The organism is Flexivirga caeni, assembly GCF_003724155.1.
In the GTDB taxonomy this organism is placed as follows: domain Bacteria; phylum Actinomycetota; class Actinomycetes; order Actinomycetales; family Dermatophilaceae; genus Flexivirga; species Flexivirga caeni.
On record NZ_RJJQ01000020.1, the window covers coordinates 14,412 to 34,010 of the forward strand.

A 19,599-nucleotide genomic window follows, 5' to 3' on the forward strand; every position below is an offset into this window, starting at 1 on the left:
GGGTCCGTCCCGCTCGCCCCGGCGCGGTTTCCGTCCCTAACTCGCGACCGTCGCGCCTCCGGGACGCCCGCGGCCCGGATTCCCGTCCCTAACTCGCGACCGTCGAGACTTCGGGACACCCGCGGCCCAGGTTTCCCGTCCGCTCCCGCCGCCCCCGGCGTAAACCTCGACCGTCGAGGCTGCGTACGCCACACGGGCCTGCGGAGCCTAGGTCGCTTCCCAGTCGAACGGGGTGGCGCGGTCGGGGTCAAATTTGTGCGGGTCGTATGCCGGGTAGCTGAGCTGTGGCTGGCCGCCGTCGATGACCTCCCCAGGCTCGGCGTCCGGGGTGGGTTCGGGGTCGAACAACGCCTCGCGCACGATCTTGCGCGGGTCGTACTGCCGCGGGTCGTAGGCGCGCCAGTTGATGTCCTGGAACTCCGGACCCATCTGCTCCTTCAGTTGCGACTTGGCGCCGTCGGCCATGTCTCGGACCTGCCGGACGTAGGTGCGCAACTTCATGACATATTCGGGCAGCCGCTCCGGCCCGATCAGGGCGGCGGCGAGCGCCAGGAGAATCAGGATCTCCCAGCCGTTGATGCCGAACATGCCGCGTCGTTACCTTTCGTGCTGAAGACGTGGGCCGCCTGATTGTCGCACCCGGCCGGGCAGGCGCGATCAGCGGTCGGCAGATCGGCGGACCGGACCGAGCCGGATCAGGGAGTGCGACCGGCCAGCTGCACGAACGTCGGCTCCATGATGCCCTGGGCGCCGCCCGCCGTCTCGGGCTGGACGCTGTCGGTGACCACCGGCGACGACACATTGCGCACGAGCGCCGCTCCCCGGCCGGGAGCCTGCCCGGCGGGGCTCTGCGGGCCTTGCACGGCGCCCGACGCCGTGGACGCGACGAGCGCGACACCGACGCACCCGGCGACGGCGAACAGCGCACACGCCATCGACTTGCGCGCGGACTGATATTGCGGCGGCGCACTGGACGTCACGACCGCCGGCGCCGGACGCGCGGCAACCCGCCCCGATGCCGCCGCGCCGCCCATCGGAGCGCCCGGCTGCGAGGACGCGAGCGACAGCAACCCGGCCATCAGCTGCTCGTGCCCGCCTCGGTCGAAGCTGACCGAGCGCAGTTGCTCGATGATCGCGCGCTCCTGCTGCACCGCGAACCGGCAGTGCTCGCACACCATCAGGTGTATGTCGGCGCGGTACTCCTCGGCCGGGGACAGCATGCCGTCGACATAGTCGGCGACGTGGTCACCCAGGTGCGCCTGCACCTGCTCGGCGCGCAACGACGAGTCCCGCGAGAAGATGGTCACCGCGACGCCCCCGCGGGCGCCAGCGCCGGCATACCGACCCGGCTGCGTGCGGCCTGCCGGTTCTCCGGCGCGCGGTGCGCGAGCGCCTCGCGCAACTGCGCCCGGCCGCGGTGGATCCGCGATCGCACGGTGCCCAGCTTGATCCCCAACGTCGCGGCGATCTCCTCGTAGGACAAACCTTCGATGTCACACAGCACCACGGCGGCGCGGAAGTCCGGCGCGAGCGCGTCCAGCGCGCGCTGGATGTCGTCGTCGAAATGGGCATCGGCATACAACTGCTCAGGGCTCCCGTCGCGGCTGGGCAGCCGCGCAGCGGCGTCATCGGCGAGCGCGTCGAAGCGGATGCGCTGCTTGCGGCGCATCTTGTCGAGGAAGACGTTGGTGGTGATGCGGTGCAGCCAGCCCTCGAAGGTGCCGGGACGGTAGGAGTGCAGCGAGCGGAACACACGGACGAACACGTCATGCGTCAGGTCCTCCGCGTCGTGCACGTTGCCGGTCAGCCGGTAGGAGAGGCGGTAGACGCGCGCCGAGTGCTCGGTGACGATCTCCTCCCAGGTCGGCGGCTCCCACCCGGGCGGCGCCACATCGGGCACCTCGGTCTTCACTGCACCCCGCAGCAGTTGGTCGGTCATCGCTTCCATCCCATGTCGGTTGAGCTGAGTGCCATTGTGTCGTACGTCCCTATGAGCCTGCTGTGCTGCCACTCGGCGCCCGGCCAGTCCTAGGACGGGTTCCTATCTCGCCCAACGCACGGCGCCCGCCGATCGTTACCGGCTGTCCCGCATCGTTTCCCTCGGTTCGGCAACACCTGCCCCGACGCACTAGGTTCGAAGGCATGTCAACACAGCGAGCGGCCAGCTGGGGGTATGCCGAGGAGTTCGTGCCGGAGCCGGAAGCCGTTGAACGCGCCCGGACCCGCGGCGAACAGCTGGGCTGTACCCCGGTCGGCCCCGGCACCGGGCCGGCCCTGCGGCTGCTCACCGCCGCAACGCGCGCCAGGTCGGTCGTCGAGGTCGGCACCGGCGCCGGGTCATCGGGACTGTGGCTGCTGGCCGGTATGCCGGCCGACGGCGTCCTGACCACCATCGACATCAAACCCGAGCACCAGAGCGCCGCCCGGCAGGCGTATGCCGCGGCCGGCATACCCGCTGCACGCACCCGCCTGATCGCCGGCGACGCGCTGCAGGTGATGGGCCGGCTGGCGGACGGCAGCTACGACCTGGTCTTCGTCGACGGGCACAAACCGGACTACCCCGCATACATCGACGCGGCGGCGCGGCTGCTGCGCACCGGCGGATTGCTGCTGATCGACAACATGCTCTGGCACGACCGGGTGGCCGACCCGGCGGTCCGTGACGAGACCACCGTGCTGCTACGCGACCTGGGCAAGCAATTGCGCGACGATCCGGAGTGGACCGCAGCCATGCTGCCGGTCGGCGACGGCCTGCTGGCAGCCGTGAAGGCCTGAGGCTGCCTGTCGTCATACTCAAGGCGGCCGTCACCCGGATCGGTGCGGCCGCCTTGCTCGTGCTGGTGGGTCGAGCCTCAGCCGATGCAGCCCTTGATCGCGTCGCCGAGAGCCTGGGCCTCCTCGGCGTTCATCTCGACGACCAGGCGGCCACCGCCCTCTAGGGGCATCCGCAGCAGGATGCTGCGGCCTTCCTTGGTGACCTCCAGAGGGCCGTCTCCAGTCCTCGGCTTCATTGCCGCCATGGGCTTTCCCCTTCCATCCGCGCAGCATCGGTCGTGGTCGCACCACTGCCACGCGGGTGATTTCGGCGCCGGGGTTCCGGCCGGTGCGACCACCAGTCCCCTGCAGTATTTCAGGTGTTGTCGCGTGGAGGGAAATCCCGGCCGCCCCGTCTGCTCGCACCGGTGGCTACGCTGCTGTTCGCCGACCACCGCCGAGGAGACCGCATGTCCGAGACCAGCACCGCACCTGTCGTCACCGAGCGAGCCGGCGGTGTCGCCATCGTGCGACTCAACCGCCCCGACGCGATGAATTCGCTGAACCTGGAGACCAAGGGCGCGCTGCTCACGGTGCTGCGCAAGGTGGCCGCGGACGACGCCGTCCGGTGCGTGGTCCTGACCGGCACCGGCCGGGCATTCTGCGTGGGGCAGGACCTGAAGGAGCACGTCGGCCTGCTCGCCGACGGTGCGGACGCGCTCTTCACCACCGTCCCGGAGCACTACAACCCGATCGTCACGCTGCTCTCGACGATGGACAAACCGGTGGTGGCCGCGGTCAACGGCGTGGCTGCCGGCGCCGGCGCTGCGTTCGCCTTCGCCGCCGACTTCCGCATCCTGGCCGACACCGCCGGGTTCAACCTGGCGTTCACCGGCATCGCGCTGTCCAGCGACTCGGGTTCGTCGTTTTGGCTGCCCCGGCTCGTCGGCGTCGCCAAGGCCAAGGAACTGCTGCTGATGCCGCGCACCGTCCGGGCCGACGAGGCGCAGGCTCTCGGCCTGGCGACACGCGTCGTGCCGGCCGACGAATTCGCCGACGCTGTCAGCGAATTCGCCACATCGCTGGCGGCCGGGCCGACCAAGGCGTATGGCGCCATCCGGCGCGCCGTCGAATTCTCGGCGACCCACACCCTTGCCGAGTCGCTGGAGCACGAGGCCGGCCTGATGGCGCTGACGGGCGGCACGCGCGACCATCACGCCGCGGTGGACGCCTTCCTCGCCAAGGAGCAGCCGGTCTTCGAGGGCCGGTAGCGCTCAGTCGCTGCCCGGCTGCGTCACGAAATCACCGAGCAAGTCGACGGCCGAGAACCTGCGGCCGGTCACCTGTTCCGGCTCGATCTGCACCATGTGCGGTTTGGCTCCCGGCTCCCAAGGGAACACCGGCACCTGCAGCAGCTCCAGCAACTCGTGCAGCCGGGCGATCTCCGTGGCGACCCCGGAGACCATGACGCTCCAGGCGATCCGGGTCTGCGGGTCGAAGCCGTCCGCCTCGAAACAGACCTGGTTGCCGTTCGCCGCGTCGAACTTGATGCCGGATCCAGTGCGGAAGAGGACGTTGCCCTCGTGGAGGGCGTAATTGATCGGAAAGATCTCCGGCCGTCCTGCGACGATCACGCCGAGCCGGCCGAGGTGCCCGCTGCTGAGGAGCTCCATCGACGCTTCGGCGGTCAACTGCTCGGTGCGGGGGTGTGTGGATGCCTGCATGCAGCCAACAGTGCCCGCTGCCGTTCTACCGGCACAGGGCCTTTGGTCCCCTTGCGACGCGGCGGACGGCCGCCTCTCAGGACTGCGGACCGCTGACCTGAACCCGGCGGCCGGAGACCGAGTCCGGCTCGATCCGCAGGAACCAGGGCTTGGCGCCCTCCTGCCACGGGAAGAGCGGCAGCTGCAGCGCGTCGACCACCTCGTGCAGCTGGTCGACGGTCCGCGCCGTCCCCTTGATCACGACACTCCACGCCTGCGACCGCACGGCGTCATACCCGTCGACCTCGAAGGCGACCGGACGGTGCCCGGCAGCGGTGTGTTTGGTGCCCGACCCCGTGCGGATCACGACAGTTCCCTGGTCGACCACGTGGTTGACCGGGAAGATGTCCGGCTGTCCGTCGACGACGACCGCGAGGCGCCCGACCGGCACGGAACGAACCAGCGCCCAGCACTCGGACTCCTGCAATTGCGTGGTGGCCTTGTTCGTGGGTTCCATGCACCGAGTGTGGTCGGCACGTGCCGTGCGGCACAGGGTCATTGGTCCCGGGGCCGGCGGCCCGGAGAGTGCGTGGCGGCGAACACCGCAGCCTGCGTCCGGCGCTCCATCCCGAGCTTCGCGAGCATCGACGTCACGTAGTTCTTGACCGTCTTCTCGGCCAGCCGCAGCGTGTCGGCGATCTGCTTGTTCGTCATACCCTGGGCGATCAGGTCCAGGATGCGCCGCTCCTGGGGTGACAGCAGCCGCAGCCGCTCGTCCACCGGCTCGGGCTCCTCCCACGACCGCCGGAGCCCCTCGACCTCGTTGTCCTGCAAGAGGTTTCGACCTCCGGCCACCAGTCGCACGGCGTCGGTCAGGCTCGGCCCCACGATGTCCTTGAGCAGATAGCCGGAGGCGCCCGCGAGCACGGCGGCCTGCAGGGCACGTGCGTCGGTGTATGACGTGAACATCAGCGCTTTCAAGCCAGGCAGCGCCGACCGCGCGTCCCGGCACACCTCGACGCCGGACCCGTCGGGCAGTCGCACGTCGAGCAGTGCCACGTCGGGCCGGGTCAGGACGATCTCGCGCAGCGCCTCCGCCGCGGTCGCCGCCTCCCCGACGACCTCGAAGTCGGGCTCGGCCGTCAGCAGGTCCCGGATGCCCCGGCGCACGACTTCGTGATCGTCGAGCAGGAAGATGCGGATCGTCATACGTCCTCCTCGGCCGACCATGCGGCCCGCACGCCGTCCAGCGGGACCCGCCACCGCAACCGGGTGCCCGCCGGGGTGTTCGGCCGCACCTCGAGCGTGCCGCCGCGTTCGCGAGCCCGGCGCGACAGGTTCTCCAGGCCGCTGCGCCGGATGACCGGGCCGACACCGCCGCCGTCGTCGCTCACGGTGACGACCAGCTCCGTGCCGCACTCGACGGTGACCGAGGCGTTTGCCGCTCCCGCGTGCCGGGCGACGTTGGACAGTGCCTCCCGCACGACGGCGAGCACGTCGGTCACCACGTCCGCGGGCAGCTGGTCGATCGGGCCCTGCAGGGTGATCTCCGGGTGGAACCCGAGGGCCGTCCGGAGCTCCGCGAGCACGTCCTGCACGGCCTGGCGTGCGGTCGACGCCTCGAGGTCGTGCAGCTCGAAGATGGCGTGGCGCACATCCTTGATCGCCCGGTCGAGCTCGTCCACGGCGTCGTCGATGCGGGACTTCACGGCCGGGTGGACCGCCAGCTGGCTCGCGGCCTGCAACGACAGGCCGGTCGCGAAGAGCCGCTGGATCACGTGGTCGTGCATGTCGCGCGCGATGCGGTCGCGGTCTTCCAGCAGCGCGAGCCGGGAGCTGTCCCGTTGCGCGCGGGACGCGGTCAGCGCGAGCGCGGTCTGCCCGGCGAGACCGGCCAGCAGTTCCAGCATCTCGGCCGGCGCCGACGTGCTCTCGCGATCCCACGCCACGGCCATGACGCCGACATCCGCGGAGCCGACGACGACCGGTATGACGGCAACCGCGCCGTGGTCGTCACCGAGCAGGGACGCGAGTTCGGCGCCGATGCTGTCCCGGAACCGGGCGTCGGCGACGTCGCCGACGCCCAGCAGGACCGGCTCACCCTGCTGCACGAGGGTGTGCCAGCCGGACGCGTCGAGCGGCGCGCTGTGCGCCGCTCGTTCGCCGCCGGCGTCGCTTGCCACGACCCGAAGCGCGCCGCTCTGGTCGTGCAGCGCTACGAACCCGTGGCTGGCGTAGGAGTGTTCGACCGCCGAGGCGAGCAGGAACCGCATGGCGTCCTGCTCGGTGGAGCCCTCCAGCAACCGCTGGCCGAGCTCGCCGCTGGTCTCCACCCAGGCACGCTGCCGCCGGGTCCGTTCGTAGAGCCGCGCATTGTCGATCGCGATGCCGGCGGCTGCCGCGAGCGCCACCAGGATCGCCTCGTCGTCCGGCGTGAACTCGCCCCCGTCCGCCTTCTCGGTCAGGTAGATGTTGCCGAACACTTCGTCACGAATCCGGACCGGCGCCCCGAGGAAGGTGCGCATGGGCGGGTGATGCGGCGGGAGCCCGTAGCTGTCCGGGTGGGCCGACAGGTCGGCGAGCCGCAGCGGGTGCGGCTCGCGGATCAACAGCCCCAGCACGCCCCTGCCGTGCGGCAGGTCGCCGATCGCCGCGCGTTCCTCGTCGGTGACCCCGCGGGTGACGAACTCCACCAGCCGCTCGTGGTCCCGGTCGACCACGCCGAGTGCGCCGAACCGGGCGTCCACCAGCTCGCACGCTGCGCGGACGATGCGCGAGAGCACGTCGCCGAGGTCCAGATCGGAGGTCACCGCGACGACCGCGTCGAGCAGTCGCGCCAGTCGCTCGTGCGACCGGCTGGAGGCACGCGCCCGGGCGCGCAACTCACCGAGCAGGTCGTCCAGGTCGAGTGCCGCCGGCGTCACCAGGGGGCGGGTCCCGTCGGCTCCCTCGTCCGGGATCGTCATACGACTCACAGTAGGACCAGGCTGCCCGAGGCGGGCGACTTTCGGGACCTTTGACCCTCGGCCGGGCCGCGTGGCTGATCCACGCTGGAGCCTGGGCAACGGTCGCCGAGCCGAGGAGGTCTGCATGACCAGGCACGTTCTCCCCGGCTCCGTCGTCGTCGGGGTCGACGGGTCCGCGCAGGGCTGGCATGCGCTGCGGTGGGCCGCCGTCCGGGCCGAACAGCAGGGCCGGCCGCTGCACATCATGCACGCCGGCGACGCCGACTCGGCATACGGCCCGGCGTTCGACGACGGGCCGATGGACAACGTCTGCGACGAGGCGCTCGGTATCGTGACCCACCACCATCCGCGGCTTGCGATCAGCTGGTCGCAACCGGCCGGACCACCGGTGCCGATCTTCGTCGAGGCGTCCGAGGTGGCCGACGAGCTCGTGCTCGGCACGCGCGGCGTCGGCGCCGTCCGCGGCGCCGTGCTGGGCTCGGTCGCCACCCAGGTCTCCGCGGCGGCGCACTGCCCCGTCCTCATCGCGCGCGACGCGGTCACCGAGCGGCAACTCGCCGGGCCCGTGGTCGTAGGGGTGGACGACCGGCCGGACGGTATCGCGGCGCTCGATTTCGCGTTCGCCGAAGCCGCCCGCGGCATGCTGCCGCTGGTGGCCGTGCTCAGCTGGCGGGTGGAACGGTGGGATTTCGCGGCCGGCATCCCATTGCCCGGCGCGAACCTGGAGGCGGCCGGCCGCGATCACCGCGCACGCCTCGACGCGGCCCTGGCCGGCCCCGTCGCGCAGCACCCGGAGGTCCCGGTGGTCCCCCTGGTCGTCTGCGCGCCGGCAACCCCCGAACTGGTCGAGCGCAGCGCCCAGGCGTCGCTTCTCGTGGTCGGCACCCGCGGGCACCGGGCGGTCGCGAGCCTCGTGCTGGGCTCGGTCAGCCAGGGGGTGCTGCGGCGCGCGCAATGCCCCGTCGCCGTCGTCGCGTATGGCGCCAGGAACGGCTCCGCAGTCGCCGGAGGCCGGGCCCGCATGTGACGGCGGACACGTCGCTGCCGCGCAAACATGAAAGACTCGGGTCATGGCGGCACTGATCTGGTTCGCGGGCGGGGTGCTGCTGGCCGCCGCGGAGGCGCTCAGCGGCGACTTCGTGCTGCTCATGCTGGGCGGCGGCGCGCTCGCTGCGGCCCTCGCAGCGTGGCTCGGCGCACCGCTCTGGCTGACCGGTGTCATCTTCGCGATCGTGTCCGTCGGGCTGGTCCTCGGAGTGCGCCCGACCATCAAGCGTCATCTAATGCGCTCGCCGGGGACTCGGATGGGCGTCGAGGCCCTACGCGGCAAGGAGGCGACCGTGGTGGCCGCCTTCGGCAACACCGGAGGCCAAATCCGGCTGTCCGGCGAGATCTGGTCGGCGAGACCCGCCGACGAGGACGACACCTTCCGCACCGGGGAGACTGTGATCGTCCAAGACATCGACGGCGCCACTGCTGTCGTGAAACGGGGAGAATGACAATGGAACCAGTGCTGATCGTCGTCGCGATCCTGGTGATCCTGGTAATCATCGTGGTCGTGAAGTCCGTCGCGCTGATCCCCCAGGCGGAAGCCGCGGTGATCGAGCGACTCGGGCGTTACACCAAGACGGTGTCCGGGCAGCTGACGCTGCTGGTGCCGTTCATCGACCGGGTGCGCGCCCGGGTGGACCTGCGGGAACGCGTCGTGTCGTTCCCCCCGCAGCCGGTGATCACCGAGGACAACCTGACGGTCAATATCGACACCGTCGTCTATTTCCAGGTCACCGAGCCGCGCGCTGCCGTCTACGAGATCAACGACTACATCGTCGGTGTCGAGCAGCTGACCACCACCACCCTGCGCAACGTCGTCGGCGGTATGACGCTGGAGGAGACACTCACCTCCCGCGAGACCATCAACGCCCAGTTGCGCGGTGTGCTCGACGAGGCGACCGGCCGTTGGGGTCTGCGCGTCGCCCGCGTGGAGCTGAAGTCGATCTTCCCGCCGCCTTCCATCCAGGAGTCGATGGAGAAGCAGATGAAGGCCGACCGCGAGAAGCGGGCGACCATCCTGGCGGCCGAAGGTCACCGGGAGGCCGCGATCAAGTCGGCCGAAGGTGACAAACAGAGCCAGATCCTCGCGGCCGAGGGTGCCAAGCAGGCCGCGATCCTGGCCGCCGAGGCCGACCGGCAGTCGCAGGTGCTGCGCGCCGAAGGTGAACGCGCCGCCAAGTACCTGCACGCACAAGGTGAAGCCAAGGCGATCGAGAAGAAGTTCAACGCGATCCGGGCCAGTCGCCCGACGCCCGAACTGCTCGCCTACGAATACCTCCAGCAGTTGCCCGAGATGGCCAAGGGCGAGGCGAGCAAGGTGTGGGTGGTGCCGACCGACTTCGGTGCGGCGCTGCAGGGTTTCGCCAAGTCGTTCGGTGCACAGTCCGACGACGGCACCTTCCACTACGAGATGCCGCCGGCCGAGAAGATGGCGCCGATGAACGACGCCGACGTCGAGGACTGGTTCAAGCTGACCCGCGACCCGGCTGTTGCCAAGGCCGTCGCCGACGCGGAGGCGGTCGCCCGGCAGACCACCGAGGCGGACGAGCCGCCCGCGCGAATCCGCCCGAGCCGGCCGCCGGCGCCCGCTCCGGAGCCCGCGGCTGCGCCCGAGCCACCCGAACCCGGCGCCGCCACGCAGGCGCTGCCCGCAGCGCCGGCACCCGGCCAGCCACAGATCCCCGGCCCGCCCCCGCAATACCCGCCGCAGGGCGTGCAACTGCCCGGACACCAGCAGGCTGCGCCGCAGCAGCCGCCCTACCCGCCGGGGCAGCCCGGTCCGGAGGGCGGTCAGTAGATCCGGCTCGCTGACAAACTCAGCAGTTACCCGACAGGCTCAGTAGTCCCGGCCGATTGCCCGGATTACTGAGCCTGTCGGCGTCGCCCGAGACATCAGGAGATCATTGTGCAGCGGTCCTCGGCTCGATTCCTGTGTCGCTGGCCCGGCCTCCCGTCGTTCAGGTGTGCAACTGACAGCCACGTGCCTGCTGTCCGCAACGGTTGCCGATGACACAACCTTCGACCGTTGAAGCGGAGAGCACGGAACAGCGCACTGCGGTGACGCAACCTTCGACCGTCGAGGCTTACGGCCCGGATGCCGGCCCCGGAGCGACATAACCTTCAACTGTCGAGGCTTACGGCGCGGTAGGAGGGGATTACCCGCGGGCGGCGGCCGTCGCGAGAGCCCGGATCTCCGCGACGAACTGCGGCCAGAGCGCCTCGGGCAGGTCGTGCCCCATCCCGGGGAACGTCACGCGCCGCGCCCCCGGCACGGCGGCGGCCGTCGCGCGACCGCCGTCGGGCTGCACCAGCGGATCGGACTCGCCGTGCAGCACCAGGGTCGGCACGGCCAGCCCCCGCAGCCGCTCCGACCGGTCGGCGGCGAGCTGAATCGCGGCCAGCTGCCGCGCCACACCCGCCGGGTCGTTGGACCGCCGGAACGACTCCTTGCCACGCTCGGCGAGCCCCGCCTCGTCCAGCGGATAGCCGGGCGAACCGATCACCCGGTAAACCGCGACCGAGCGCGCGGCAGCGGCTTCCGCACAGTCGGGCGGCGGGATGAACAAGGCGCTCATCGCGTCCGCCGTCGGCGGCCCGATCGCCACCGACGGCGTCGACATGATCGACGTCAGCGACAGCAGCCGCTCCGGGTGCCGCAGGGCGAACTCCTGCACGATCATGCCGCCCATCGACGCCCCCACCAGGTGCACCCGTTCCAGTTCGAGCGCGTCCAGCAGGCCGAGGGTGTCGTCGGCCATGTCGCCCAGCGTGTATGGCGCACTCTCCAGCGGCTTTCCGACCAGCAGACCGGACAGGTCCGGCACGCCGGCTTCGTGCAGGTGAGTGGACAGCCCGATGTCACGGTTGTCGAACCGCACGACGTGGAACCCCGCATCCACCAGCAGGCTGCAGAATCCGTCCGGCCAGCCGATCATCTGGGTGGCCAGGCCCATGACGAGCACGACGGCCGGGTTGGCGGGGTCGCCGAACGTCTCGTAGGCGAGTTCGACGTCCCCGCACTGCGCGGTCGAGATCGGCATCTTAGGTTACCTCCTGGTGGTGGACCGCCGGACCGGCCGGCCGGCCGGAGCAAGTTCGTCGGCGAGGATCCGGTAGACCTGCGCGTTAGTGGCCAGGCCCAGGTGCGAACCGCGAACCCAGCGCACTTTCGCTCCCGGCAGCACGCACGACTGGGGCCGGACGATGCCGTCGTCCTCGGAGGCGACACAGGTCAAGGGCACTGGCCCGGTCGCTGCCGATTCGGTGCCGTCGCGGTAGGAACACAAGCAGCCGGAGGTGAGGCAGTGCCGGGAGCGCGCGCCCGGGTCACGCGCGGTCTCCACCCAGCGGGCGCCCGCGACCGCAGCCGCCGTCAGCGGCGCGACGTCGAGATTGTCGGTCAGTGGGCTGCCGAGGGTCACGACCTTCGCGACCAGGCCGGGCTCGAGCCCGGCCAGCGCGTTCGCGAGCAGCCCTCCCCTGCTGTGCCCCACGAGCACGACCGGCTCCCCGGCACGCTCCGCGAGCGCGCAAAGCCGACGGCGCAACGGCGGCAAGTAGCGCTCCGCGCAGCCGACGTTCCAGACGATCCCCGACAGTTTCGGCCGGTAGCCGGTGCGCTGCAGCCAGTTCGCGAGCACCACGAGGGACACATCGCCCGCCAGGAAACCGGGGATGAGTAGCACCGGACGGTCCCGGCCGTCCCGCACGCCCACGCCCCGCCATACCGGCGACGTCAGCAGCCCGGCGTACTCCACCGGCCAGGTGCACTCCTGCACCGGGTCCCGCCACCATTGCCTGGCCCCGCGCGGCGCGCAGGAGATTGCCTCCCCCTCGCCGGCGCCGACGCTCACTGGTCGTCCGGTTCCGGGATCGTGATCTCCCGCTTGAGGATCTTGCCGGTCCCGGTCTTGGGCAGGTCGTCCAGGAACCAGACCCGTCGCGGATACTTATAGGCCGCGACCCGTGCCTTGACGAAGTCCCGGATCTCCTCCGGTGTGGCGGTCGCGCCCGGCTTCAGCGACACTGCCGCGCCGACTTCCTCGCCATGAGTCGGGTGCGGCAGCCCGAGCACCGCGGCCTCGTGCACCGCGGGGTGCTCGTAGAGGACCTCCTCGATCTCGCGCGGGTAGACGTTGTAGCCGCCGCGAATGATCAGGTCCTTCTTGCGGTCGACGATGAAGTAGAAGCCGTCCTCGTCCGAGTAGCCGATGTCGCCCGTATGCAGCCAATGGCCGGCGTCGATCGCCTCGGCCGTGGCTTCCGGACGATTCAGGTAGCCCTTCATGACGTTCGGCCCGCGCACGCAGATCTCGCCGACCTCGCCGGTGGCCACGTCGTGACCTTCCGCGTCGACGACCTTCATCTCGACCCCGGGTATGGGCAGCCCGATCGAGCCCAGCTTGGCGTTGTCCATCAGGTTGAAGCTCACCACGGGCGAGGTCTCGGACAGGCCGTAGCCTTCAAGTATCTTGACGCCGTATGCCGCCTCGAAGCCGCGAACGACTTCGGCGGGCAACGACGCGCCGCCGGACACGCTCATCCGCAACGTCGCCACCGACTCCGGACTGGCCGAGTCCAGGGCTGCGAGCGCGGTGTACATCGTCGGCACGCCTTCGAAGACGGTGACCTTCTCCCGCTGAATCGTGTGCAGCACGACCTCCGGGTCAAACCGCGGGATGAGCGTCAGCAGCGAGCCGCTCCCGACGCTCACGTTGAGCGCCGAGGTCAGGCCGAACACGTGAAACAGCGGCAGGCAGCCCATGATGATGTCCTGCTCGGTCATGTGGAACAGATCCTGCCCGGCGACGCGCCGGTTCTCGTTGAGCCCATGGTGCGTCAGCTCCGCGCCCTTGGGCACACCGGTAGTGCCGGAGGTGTACAGGATGACCGCCGTGTCGTCGTCCGCGCGGTCGACGAACCCGGCCGGGTCGAAGGCCCGGAGACCGTCGAGGAAGTCGCTGCCGATCTGCACGACCTGACAGCCATCGACCGCACGTGCGGTCTCCTCCGGAGAGACCGCGGGAGCGACGCACAGCACCTTCATCTGCGAATCGCCACTGAAGTGCGCGATCTCCCGTCCCTTGAGCAGCGGGTTCATCGGCACGGCGAGTGCCCCGATGCGCATCGCGCCGTAGAACAGCACCGGGAACTCCAGGACGTTCGGCAGCATGATGCCGACCGAGTCGCCGGCGCGCACGCCTCGCGCGGCGAGCCAGCTGCCCGCGCGGGCAGCGGCGTCATCGAACTCGGCATAGCTCAACGAGCGATCACCTTCCCGCAGCGCCGCATGCTGCGGGAAGGCCCTGGCCGTGTTGACCAGGTTCTCGGCAAGATTGGTCATCGGAGTCTCCTTCGGGTGAACGAACGTCGCGCACGGATCGAGCCGGTCAGGTCGCGAGCAGGCCGCCTTCGACCGGAAGTGTCAGGCCGGTGACGTACCCGCCGGCGTCGCTGGCCAGGAAAAGCATCGCCGCGGCGATCTCCTCCGGGTTGCCGAGCCGGCCCATCAGGGTGCGCGGTATGACGACGCCCTCGACGTAGTCGCGGTCGAACTGGTCGGTCATCTCGGACTTGAAGTAGCCGGGCGCGAGCGCGTTGACCCGGATCCCCTTGCGGGAGGTCCACTGCTGCGCCAGGTCGCGGGTGAGACCGATCACGCCGGCCTTGCTGGCGCCATACGCAGCCTGCGGCAGACCCATCGTGGTCATCCCCAGGACGCTGCTGACGTTGACGATGGAGCTTCCCGGCTGCATGTGGCGAGCGGCGGCCTGCGCCATCCAGTACGTCGCGTTCAGGTTGAGGTCGATCACCGACCGGAACTGCTCCGGGGTCTCGCGGGTGGCCGGCACGGCGGTCCCGACACCTGCGTTGTTGATCAGGACGTCGACACGGCCGAACTCCTCCATCCCGCGCTCGACGAGCCGGGTGCATTCCTCGGGCCGGGTGACATCGGTGCGGACCGGGAGCGCCCGGCGGCCGAGTGCGCTGACCCGCTCGGCGGTGGCGGCGAGCTTGTCCTCGCGCCGCGCCCCGAGCACGACGTCCGCACCGGCCTCCGCGAGGGCCGTCGCGAAGACCACCCCGAGCCCGCTGGATGCGCCAGTGACCACCGCCACCCGGCCATCGAGCCTGAACAGATCGATCAGTGCCATGATCAGTGTCCTTCCACCAGGTCGTCGATGCCAACGGCCGCAAGCGTCGCGAGGTGTTCCTCGCCGAGGTACGCGAGCATGATCAGGTCCTGCAAGTTGCCGTCGCGGTCCCGGAAGTGGTCACGCAGCAGTGCTTCGCCGCTGAACCCGAGCCCGAGAAACATCTCTGTCGTCCGTTCCTGCACCGCAGGAAGTTCGACGACGACCTTCAGCAGGCCGAGTCGGATCGCGGCGGTGACCGCGTGCTGGGCGAGCAGCCGGCCGATGCCTCGGCCGCGGGCGCGCGGTGCCACCACCAGCCGGAGTTCCGCGACGTGATCGGACCAGCCGGACAACGGCAGCAGTGCCGCGAAACCGTCGATCGCGCCATCGCCCGCGACGTCCACCCAGCGCCAGCCGGGCGCATCCGGCCACGCGGCGACCGACGCCGACGAGACGTCCTCCTTGATGAAGGTGCGATCGCCCTCCGGCAGGCCGGCGAACAACGCGCCGAGTGGGGCGACATGCTCGGGCCTGAACTGCTGAATGGTCATGTTGCCTCGCTCTGCTGCTTCACGACGTCGATGATCGCCGGGACGGTGTTCTTGGCGGCGGTGCGGCCGACCATCAGGCCGACGTGACCGGCGTCGAAGCGGTATTCCCGCTTCTCCGCCGATCCGACCAGACCGACCAGCGGGGCCGCCGAGTCCAGCGGGATGATGTGATCGCGCAGTCCGAGCACGTGCGCGAACGGCAGCCGGATGTCACGCAACCGGACCCGGTCACCGCCGATCGTGATGCGGTCGTTGACCAGCGCGTTGTCGACGACCATCTGCTGCAGCTGCCGCGCGAGGGCACCGGGCAGTGGCACCTGGTCCGAGCCCCACCCGGTCATTGCCTGGTATGCCGTGACGAACTCGTCGTTCCACAACCTCTCGACCAGATCGACCCGGGAGGTCACCTCGGCCATCGGATCGAGCGACCGGAAACCCTGCATGATCACCGACGGCGGCACCAGCCCGTCGCTGCCGATGGCGGCGTCGATGTCGCTGCGACCGAGGGCGTCCCCCATCGGCCCGAGCGCGCTCAGGTCGGCGGGCGTCGTCAGCGCAGTCAGGCTGCGCAGCGGCGAAGTCGGATGGTGCGCCGCATGCAGCACGGCCAGCAGGCCGCCGAAGCAATAGCCGAACAGGTTGATCGAGTCGCTCCCGGAGATGGCGCACACCTGGTCGATCACGGCCGGCAGGTAGAAGTCGGTGTAATCCTCGATGGTGTTCTGCGCATCTCGCTCGTCCGGGATGCCCCAGTCGATCAGGTACACGTCGAACCCGGCCGCGATCAGGTGTTCGACGACGCTGTTCCCGGGCCGCAGGTCCAGGATGTAGCTCTTGTTGAACAGGCTGTAGACGATGAGCAGCGGCGGCCGCATCGTCACCCGGTCGCTGCGGTAGTGCCACAGCTGGGTGCGGCCGCCGCGCCATACGACGTCCTTCGGCGACAGGCCGACCTGGGTGTGCTGAATCCCGGTCGCCATCCGGATGCCGTTGCGGGCCCGCAGCGTGTTGCGTTCGACCTCGCGGGTGATCCGCTCAATCGTGCTCCTGCCCGGCAGGCTCACCATCGCCAGTCACCTCGTCTCCGGCTCGTGGACGGTTCCGCTGCAGTTGCAAGGTGAGCAACCGCACCTCGCGGTCCAGCTCGCCCAGCTGGTTGCGCATGCGCTGGACGTCGGTGGCCGTGGGGAGGTTGACGGAGCGCCACATCACCCCCGCGAGCTGATCGACGCGACCGCGCACGGCGCGGTGAATCCCGGCCACGACCGCGAACGCCTCCCCGAGTTCCTCGGACTGGGCGAGTCCGCTCGCGACCGGGGACGCGGTCTCCTCGATGCGGTTGTAGATGTCACGCAAGACGCCCATCACCGGGTCCTCCGCCTGAATCGAGTCACCACCTTTCGAACGGTAGCGCAGAGGTCGACTCCCAAACCACGACTTGCGCCATACCGTCCACCTGGCGAATGCCGAATGGCGTTCGCTCAGATCGGGTTCCCGCTCGAGTGCCGCAGCACCAGCAGCGTCCAGCACCACCACACCTGCCAGCCCAGCCCGAGGCCGACCCAGATGACCGTGCGCCAGCCCACCAGCAGCCGCTGTGCCCGCTCCTTCCACCCGGCCCCGATGAAGACGATCAGGATCGGGAACATGAACAGCAGATAGCGATAGGTGCTGGTCCAGGCGTCCAGCACCGCGAGCAGGTAGAACCCGTAGGCCAGCAGCCAGGTGCGCATGACCGCGCCCATCGCGTCGCCCCACGGGCCAATCGTGATCACCACGAATCCGACGATCAGGACCAGCAGCACCAGCACGGCCACGACACCGCTGTGGAAGAGCATGTCGAAGTTGGCGATCCAGGGCACGAAGTAGACGACCTTGCCGTCGCTGCGCCAGGACCCCATCGTCTCCGTGTATGCCGAAGGCACTCCCGTGCGCCACCAGGCGATGGCCGGCCAGATGCCGCCCGCGATGCCGCACCCGACGAGGGTCGACGCCATCGCCACCCACTCGCGGCTCCGGATCGGGTCGTGCTCCCGATCGCGCCAGCGCAACCAGAGCGCGACCAGGGCGACGACCGCCAGCGGCACGGCCACCGGGCGGGCGAGCCCGGTCGCCAGGGCCGCAGCCGCGGCAAGCCACCACTGTCTTCGCTGCAGCGCGAGCAGCGCGCTGATCAGCAGCACCAGGGCGAGCGACTCGGTGTAGGTCATCTGCAGCACCGGCGACGGCGGCGACGCGGAGAAGACGCACACGACGCCGAAGGCCGCAACCGCACCGACCTTGTCCCGGATCAGCACGGCCATCAGGACGACCGCAACCCCGCCGAGCACCAGCGACAGCAACGAGCCGACGACGGCGAACGAGCCGCCGGTCAGGTGCATCAGCAGCGACACCATGCCGGGATACATCGGGTAGAAGGCCCACGGGTTCTGCTGGACGACACCGCCCACCGTGGGCAACTGCTGGGGATAGCCGTCCTCGACGATGGTCTGATACCAGCGGCCGTCCCACACGTGGGTCATCTGCCAGTAGTCCTGGTGCCCGGTGGAGTAGAAGATGTAGTCCGGGTTCTGCTCGTGCGCAACCGCCTGCATGACGATCGCGGAGAAAAGCCGCGCCACCAGGTAGGCGACGAGCACGCAGAGCAGCAGGCGACGGTGCAGCAGGTCGACGCCGCGCATGCGCCATACCTGCAGCCGGGTGGAGGTGGCCGCCGGGCGCTGCGCCCCGGATCGGCCGGCGGTGGTCGTGACGCCGGCCGTCATCGGGCCCCGCCCCGGAAACAGCCCGCGAAGTGGTCGTCGACGAGGCCGCACGCCTGCATGGCGGCATACATGGTCGTCGGGCCGACGTGCGCGAAGCCGGACTTCTTCAAAGCCTTTGCCAATGCTAGGGATTCGGCGGTCTGTGCAGGCAGGTCCGCAATGCTCGCCGGGCGAGCGTGCCGCACTGGCGCGTGCGACCAGACGAGCTGGTCGAGGCCACCTTCGTCGCGCAGCGCGAGGACCGCGCGCGCGTTGGCGATCGCGGCGTCGATCTTGCGGCGGTTGCGGACGATCCCGGCGTCCTGCATGAGCCGCTCGACGTCGGAGGCGCCATACGCCGCCACGATCTCGGGGTCGAAACCGGCGAACGCCGCGCGGAACGCCGGCCGCTTGCGCAGGATGGTGATCCAGGCGAGGCCGGACTGGAAGGCCTCGAGCGTGATGCGTTCGTAGAGCGCGCGCTCCCCGTGGACCGGCACACCCCATTCGGTGTCGTGGTAGACGCGGTAGTCGTCACTGCCGTCGCCCCAGGCGCACCGGGTGCGGCCGTCCTGCCCGGTGACGACTGCTGCAGGCTCACTCATGCGTCGGATGTATGCCGCCGGCGTGCTCGCCGCGCAGCAACGCGATCTCCTCGTCCCGAGCCGCCAGCTCGGCACGCAACCGGTCGAGAACCTCGTCGACCTGCCCCATCCGGTAGCCGCGCAGGGTTTGGTCGAACCGCACCTGGTCGATGTCCTCGGGTGTGACGATGCCGCGGGGCAGCGATTCGAAGGGCGAGGTGCGCGTCGGGTCCTCCAGGGTCGCCCCGAAGTGCCCGACGATCGCAAAGACGACCAGGCCGATGACGACGACCAGCAGCGCGATGAGGAAGACCAGCACCCGCTCAGACTAACGCGCGGACCTACTCGGGCCGGGTGGCGGCGAAGGTCTCCCCGTCCGAAGTGATGATGCGCACCGCCTCAGCCGGCTCGTCGACGACCCGCAGCCGGTGCAGGTCACTCTCGCCGACCATGCCCTCGGCATACAGCGTGTCGTGGATGAACGACATCATCGGCGCCCAGAACTTCGTGCCCAGCAGCACGATCGGGAAGCTGGTGACCTTCTGGGTCTGCGCGAGGGTCACCGCCTCGAACAGTTCGTCCAGCGTGCCGAACCCGCCGGGCAGCACGACATACCCCTGCGCGTATTTCACGAACATCGTCTTGCGGGCGAAGAAGTAGCGGAAGTTGACGCCCAGGTCGACATACGCGTTCAGACCGGACTCGAAGGGCAGCTCGATGCCCAGGCCGACGCTGGTGCCGCCGGCCTCGTAGGCGCCCTTGTTCGCCGCCTCCATCGCGCCGGGGCCGCCGCCGGTGATCACCGCGAAACCGGCTTCGGCGAGCAGGCGGCCGAGTTCGACGCCCTTGTCGTAGAACTCGCTGCCGGGCTTCAGCCGGGCCGAGCCGAAGACGCTGACTGCCCGGCCGAGTTCGGCCAGCGTGCCGAAGCCCTCGACGAACTCCGCCTGGATGCGCATGACGCGCCAGGGGTCGGTGTGCAGCCAGTCGGTGTCCTGGGAGCGGTCCAGCAGGCGCTGATCGGTGGTCGTGGACGGGACGTGTCGGCCGCGCAGAGTGGTCGCGCCCTTCTGATAGGCGTCGGTTTCCTTGGTCACGAGGCCCAATCTC

Annotated in this window: 24 protein-coding genes; 5 read left to right on the top strand and 19 right to left on the bottom strand. The window is 70.0% G+C overall.

What is annotated here, in order from left to right; all coding sequences use genetic code 11:
* Positions 1–207: 207 nt before the first annotated feature.
* The 3 genes from EFY87_RS16585 to sigE form a co-directional block, all read right to left on the bottom strand.
* On the bottom strand, positions 208–588 hold the full coding sequence (locus EFY87_RS16585) for a twin-arginine translocase TatA/TatE family subunit (protein ID WP_123272609.1): 381 nt from the start codon (positions 586–588) through the stop codon (positions 208–210).
* Positions 589–695: 107 nt separating this feature from the next.
* On the bottom strand, positions 696–1,307 hold the full coding sequence (locus EFY87_RS16590) for a zf-HC2 domain-containing protein (RefSeq protein WP_123272610.1): 612 nt from the start codon (positions 1,305–1,307) through the stop codon (positions 696–698).
* A complete protein-coding gene (sigE, locus tag EFY87_RS16595; protein ID WP_245988714.1) occupies positions 1,304–1,939 on the bottom strand; it encodes an RNA polymerase sigma factor SigE in 636 nt (211 codons plus the stop codon). Before sigE ends, EFY87_RS16590 begins: the two co-directional genes overlap by 4 nt.
* A gap of 203 nt (positions 1,940–2,142) precedes the next feature.
* On the opposite strand from sigE, the gene EFY87_RS16600 reads away from it, so the two are divergent.
* A complete protein-coding gene (locus EFY87_RS16600) occupies positions 2,143–2,775 on the top strand; it encodes an O-methyltransferase (protein ID WP_123272612.1) in 633 nt (210 codons plus the stop codon).
* A 77-nt stretch (positions 2,776–2,852) separates the two neighbouring features.
* Here EFY87_RS16600 and EFY87_RS16605 read toward each other — a convergent pair whose 3' ends face one another.
* Complete coding sequence (locus EFY87_RS16605; protein ID WP_115923734.1) at positions 2,853–3,020, bottom strand: DUF3117 domain-containing protein; 168 nt, start codon at positions 3,018–3,020, stop codon at positions 2,853–2,855.
* A gap of 204 nt (positions 3,021–3,224) precedes the next feature.
* Between EFY87_RS16605 and EFY87_RS16610 the strand changes: the two genes are divergently transcribed.
* Positions 3,225–4,025, top strand: coding sequence for an enoyl-CoA hydratase/isomerase family protein (locus EFY87_RS16610; RefSeq protein ID WP_123272692.1), 801 nt, complete (start codon positions 3,225–3,227; stop codon positions 4,023–4,025).
* A gap of 3 nt (positions 4,026–4,028) precedes the next feature.
* Here EFY87_RS16610 and EFY87_RS16615 read toward each other — a convergent pair whose 3' ends face one another.
* The 4 genes from EFY87_RS16615 to EFY87_RS16630 all read right to left on the bottom strand — a co-directional run bounded on the left by EFY87_RS16615 (position 4,029) and on the right by EFY87_RS16630 (position 7,423).
* Positions 4,029–4,478 (bottom strand): pyridoxamine 5'-phosphate oxidase family protein, encoded by a 450-nt coding sequence (locus EFY87_RS16615; protein ID WP_245988715.1) that lies wholly within the window; start codon positions 4,476–4,478, stop codon positions 4,029–4,031.
* A 76-nt stretch (positions 4,479–4,554) separates the two neighbouring features.
* Positions 4,555–4,974, bottom strand: a complete 420-nt coding sequence (locus EFY87_RS16620; RefSeq protein ID WP_123272613.1) for a pyridoxamine 5'-phosphate oxidase family protein — start codon at positions 4,972–4,974, stop codon at positions 4,555–4,557.
* Between the two features lie 38 nt (positions 4,975–5,012).
* Positions 5,013–5,666, bottom strand: coding sequence for a response regulator (locus tag EFY87_RS16625; RefSeq protein ID WP_123272614.1), 654 nt, complete (start codon positions 5,664–5,666; stop codon positions 5,013–5,015).
* Positions 5,663–7,423, bottom strand: a complete 1,761-nt coding sequence (locus tag EFY87_RS16630) for a sensor histidine kinase (protein WP_123272615.1) — start codon at positions 7,421–7,423, stop codon at positions 5,663–5,665. The genes EFY87_RS16625 and EFY87_RS16630 overlap by 4 nt, the downstream gene beginning before the upstream one ends.
* Before the next feature lie 124 nt (positions 7,424–7,547).
* Between EFY87_RS16630 and EFY87_RS16635 the strand changes: the two genes are divergently transcribed.
* From EFY87_RS16635 to EFY87_RS16645, 3 genes are read left to right on the top strand one after another with little or no spacing between them, the layout of a single operon-like run.
* Positions 7,548–8,450, top strand: coding sequence for a universal stress protein (locus EFY87_RS16635; protein ID WP_148043382.1), 903 nt, complete (start codon positions 7,548–7,550; stop codon positions 8,448–8,450).
* Positions 8,451–8,493: 43 nt separating this feature from the next.
* Positions 8,494–8,922: an NfeD family protein gene (locus tag EFY87_RS16640; RefSeq protein ID WP_123272617.1), complete on the top strand. Its 429-nt coding sequence runs from the start codon at positions 8,494–8,496 to the stop codon at positions 8,920–8,922.
* A 2-nt stretch (positions 8,923–8,924) separates the two neighbouring features.
* The gene (locus EFY87_RS16645; protein WP_123272618.1) at positions 8,925–10,271 is read left to right on the top strand and encodes an SPFH domain-containing protein; all 1,347 of its coding nucleotides are present in this window, start codon (positions 8,925–8,927) and stop codon (positions 10,269–10,271) included.
* Positions 10,272–10,629: 358 nt separating this feature from the next.
* Here the strand turns inward: EFY87_RS16645 and EFY87_RS16650 are convergent, their stop codons facing one another.
* From EFY87_RS16650 to EFY87_RS16700, 11 genes are all read right to left on the bottom strand, one after another.
* Positions 10,630–11,514: an alpha/beta fold hydrolase gene (locus EFY87_RS16650; protein ID WP_123272619.1), complete on the bottom strand. Its 885-nt coding sequence runs from the start codon at positions 11,512–11,514 to the stop codon at positions 10,630–10,632.
* A 6-nt stretch (positions 11,515–11,520) separates the two neighbouring features.
* A complete protein-coding gene (locus EFY87_RS16655; RefSeq protein ID WP_123272620.1) occupies positions 11,521–12,327 on the bottom strand; it encodes a lipase family alpha/beta hydrolase in 807 nt (268 codons plus the stop codon).
* Complete coding sequence (locus EFY87_RS16660) at positions 12,324–13,817, bottom strand: long-chain-fatty-acid--CoA ligase (RefSeq protein WP_123272621.1); 1,494 nt, start codon at positions 13,815–13,817, stop codon at positions 12,324–12,326. The genes EFY87_RS16655 and EFY87_RS16660 overlap by 4 nt, the downstream gene beginning before the upstream one ends.
* Before the next feature lie 46 nt (positions 13,818–13,863).
* Positions 13,864–14,628 (bottom strand): SDR family NAD(P)-dependent oxidoreductase, encoded by a 765-nt coding sequence (locus EFY87_RS16665; RefSeq protein ID WP_123272622.1) that lies wholly within the window; start codon positions 14,626–14,628, stop codon positions 13,864–13,866.
* A 2-nt stretch (positions 14,629–14,630) separates the two neighbouring features.
* Positions 14,631–15,161 (bottom strand): GNAT family N-acetyltransferase, encoded by a 531-nt coding sequence (locus EFY87_RS16670; protein WP_123272623.1) that lies wholly within the window; start codon positions 15,159–15,161, stop codon positions 14,631–14,633.
* The gene (locus EFY87_RS16675) at positions 15,158–16,228 is read right to left on the bottom strand and encodes an alpha/beta fold hydrolase (RefSeq protein ID WP_123272624.1); all 1,071 of its coding nucleotides are present in this window, start codon (positions 16,226–16,228) and stop codon (positions 15,158–15,160) included. The genes EFY87_RS16670 and EFY87_RS16675 overlap by 4 nt, the downstream gene beginning before the upstream one ends.
* Entirely contained in the window at positions 16,197–16,526 is a 330-nt protein-coding gene (locus tag EFY87_RS16680; protein ID WP_123272625.1) for a hypothetical protein, read from the bottom strand. The genes EFY87_RS16675 and EFY87_RS16680 overlap by 32 nt, the downstream gene beginning before the upstream one ends.
* Positions 16,527–16,642: 116 nt before the next feature.
* Complete coding sequence (locus tag EFY87_RS16685) at positions 16,643–17,926, bottom strand: hypothetical protein (RefSeq protein WP_245988716.1); 1,284 nt, start codon at positions 17,924–17,926, stop codon at positions 16,643–16,645.
* The gene (locus tag EFY87_RS16690) at positions 17,923–18,510 is read right to left on the bottom strand and encodes a DNA-3-methyladenine glycosylase I (protein ID WP_123272626.1); all 588 of its coding nucleotides are present in this window, start codon (positions 18,508–18,510) and stop codon (positions 17,923–17,925) included. Before EFY87_RS16690 ends, EFY87_RS16685 begins: the two co-directional genes overlap by 4 nt.
* Positions 18,503–18,808, bottom strand: a complete 306-nt coding sequence (locus EFY87_RS16695; RefSeq protein WP_123272627.1) for a DivIVA domain-containing protein — start codon at positions 18,806–18,808, stop codon at positions 18,503–18,505. The genes EFY87_RS16690 and EFY87_RS16695 overlap by 8 nt, the downstream gene beginning before the upstream one ends.
* A 22-nt stretch (positions 18,809–18,830) precedes the next feature.
* Complete coding sequence (locus tag EFY87_RS16700; RefSeq protein ID WP_245988717.1) at positions 18,831–19,586, bottom strand: LOG family protein; 756 nt, start codon at positions 19,584–19,586, stop codon at positions 18,831–18,833.
* Positions 19,587–19,599 lie beyond the last annotated feature (13 nt).

Excerpts from the sequence above, each read along its gene's own strand:
- EFY87_RS16585 (WP_123272609.1), bottom strand. The coding sequence starts at position 588 with ATGTTCGGCATCAACGGCTGGGAGATCCTGATTCTCCTGGCGCTCGCC.
- sigE (WP_245988714.1), bottom strand. The coding sequence starts at position 1,939 with ATGACCGACCAACTGCTGCGGGGTGCAGTGAAGACCGAGGTGCCCGAT.
- EFY87_RS16600 (WP_123272612.1), top strand. The coding sequence starts at position 2,143 with ATGTCAACACAGCGAGCGGCCAGCTGGGGGTATGCCGAGGAGTTCGTG.
- EFY87_RS16605 (WP_115923734.1), bottom strand. The coding sequence starts at position 3,020 with ATGGCGGCAATGAAGCCGAGGACTGGAGACGGCCCTCTGGAGGTCACC.
- EFY87_RS16610 (WP_123272692.1), top strand. The coding sequence starts at position 3,225 with ATGTCCGAGACCAGCACCGCACCTGTCGTCACCGAGCGAGCCGGCGGT.
- EFY87_RS16615 (WP_245988715.1), bottom strand. The coding sequence starts at position 4,478 with ATGCAGGCATCCACACACCCCCGCACCGAGCAGTTGACCGCCGAAGCG.
- EFY87_RS16620 (WP_123272613.1), bottom strand. The coding sequence starts at position 4,974 with ATGGAACCCACGAACAAGGCCACCACGCAATTGCAGGAGTCCGAGTGC.
- EFY87_RS16625 (WP_123272614.1), bottom strand. The coding sequence starts at position 5,666 with ATGACGATCCGCATCTTCCTGCTCGACGATCACGAAGTCGTGCGCCGG.
- EFY87_RS16630 (WP_123272615.1), bottom strand. The coding sequence starts at position 7,423 with ATGACGATCCCGGACGAGGGAGCCGACGGGACCCGCCCCCTGGTGACG.
- EFY87_RS16635 (WP_148043382.1), top strand. The coding sequence starts at position 7,548 with ATGACCAGGCACGTTCTCCCCGGCTCCGTCGTCGTCGGGGTCGACGGG.
- EFY87_RS16640 (WP_123272617.1), top strand. The coding sequence starts at position 8,494 with ATGGCGGCACTGATCTGGTTCGCGGGCGGGGTGCTGCTGGCCGCCGCG.
- EFY87_RS16645 (WP_123272618.1), top strand. The coding sequence starts at position 8,925 with ATGGAACCAGTGCTGATCGTCGTCGCGATCCTGGTGATCCTGGTAATC.
- EFY87_RS16650 (WP_123272619.1), bottom strand. The coding sequence starts at position 11,514 with ATGCCGATCTCGACCGCGCAGTGCGGGGACGTCGAACTCGCCTACGAG.
- EFY87_RS16660 (WP_123272621.1), bottom strand. The coding sequence starts at position 13,817 with ATGACCAATCTTGCCGAGAACCTGGTCAACACGGCCAGGGCCTTCCCG.
- EFY87_RS16665 (WP_123272622.1), bottom strand. The coding sequence starts at position 14,628 with ATGGCACTGATCGATCTGTTCAGGCTCGATGGCCGGGTGGCGGTGGTC.
- EFY87_RS16670 (WP_123272623.1), bottom strand. The coding sequence starts at position 15,161 with ATGACCATTCAGCAGTTCAGGCCCGAGCATGTCGCCCCACTCGGCGCG.
- EFY87_RS16675 (WP_123272624.1), bottom strand. The coding sequence starts at position 16,228 with ATGGTGAGCCTGCCGGGCAGGAGCACGATTGAGCGGATCACCCGCGAG.
- EFY87_RS16680 (WP_123272625.1), bottom strand. The coding sequence starts at position 16,526 with ATGGGCGTCTTGCGTGACATCTACAACCGCATCGAGGAGACCGCGTCC.
- EFY87_RS16685 (WP_245988716.1), bottom strand. The coding sequence starts at position 17,926 with ATGACGGCCGGCGTCACGACCACCGCCGGCCGATCCGGGGCGCAGCGC.
- EFY87_RS16690 (WP_123272626.1), bottom strand. The coding sequence starts at position 18,510 with ATGAGTGAGCCTGCAGCAGTCGTCACCGGGCAGGACGGCCGCACCCGG.